Origin of the sequence: Allokutzneria sp. NRRL B-24872, from assembly GCF_002155965.1 — a bacterium.
Classification (GTDB): Bacteria; Actinomycetota; Actinomycetes; order Mycobacteriales; family Pseudonocardiaceae; genus Allokutzneria.
In genome coordinates this window covers 367-1,106 of sequence record NZ_MUMH01000261.1, presented here as the reverse complement: position 1 = coordinate 1,106, position 740 = coordinate 367, and the positions used below count along the sequence as shown (strand labels likewise).

Here is a 740-nt window from a genome sequence, read left to right as displayed (position 1 = left end):
GCCTCGCTGTTCCTGCTCGCTTTCGGGGTGTGGACCTGGCTGATCTGGCCGAACTTCATGCTGAACATCGCCAAGGACGACAGGGCGTTCACGGACAGTGGCGCTCCCACCACGTTCTTCACCGTGCACTTGGTGCTCGTTCTCACGTCTTTGACGCTGGGAACTGTGATCGGCGTCATCGGCTGGCGGGGCTTCCGCGCTGACCGGGCGGCGCGCACGACCGACTGACTCCCCACCACCACACCCCAGGAGACCCACCGTGGAGTTCCTCCGGCTCGCCCTCGTCTTCCTGCACCTGCTCGGCATGGCCGTGCTCGTCGCGATGCTGCTGCTGCAGCGCAGGACGGCCCCGGACGGCCCGCTGAACAAGGGCTGGCTGCACGGAAGCCTGCTCCAGCTGGTCACCGGCCTCGCGCTGGTCGGCATCGCCGAGATGGGCGAGCCGCCGGTCAACCACGCCAAGGTGGGCGTGAAGCTGGTGGTCCTGCTGGTGATCGTCGGCCTGGTCGCCACCAACGTGCGCAAGGAGAAGGTCGCCGGCTGGCTGGTGCCGACGCTGGCCGCGCTGGTGGTGCTCAACANNCAACGGTTGACCACCGAACGGAGCAGCCGGGCGCCGACCCCCTTCCCCGCGCGATCGGGGTCGGCGCCGAGGAACCCGCCGTACCAGTGCGCGTCCTCCGGCCGGGCCTCTTCCAAGCGCTCCAAGCCCTTCAGCACCTCTGACGTGCGCCTGCCGG

General features: G+C 69.0%; 1 protein-coding gene. It reads left to right on the top strand.

The window, feature by feature from the left end; all coding sequences use genetic code 11:
- Positions 1-228, top strand: a 228-nt coding sequence (locus CCN37_RS37145) for an SCO4848 family membrane protein (RefSeq protein ID WP_086830077.1), incomplete at its 5' end; no start/stop codon positions are given.
- Positions 229-740: the final 512 nt, after the last annotated feature.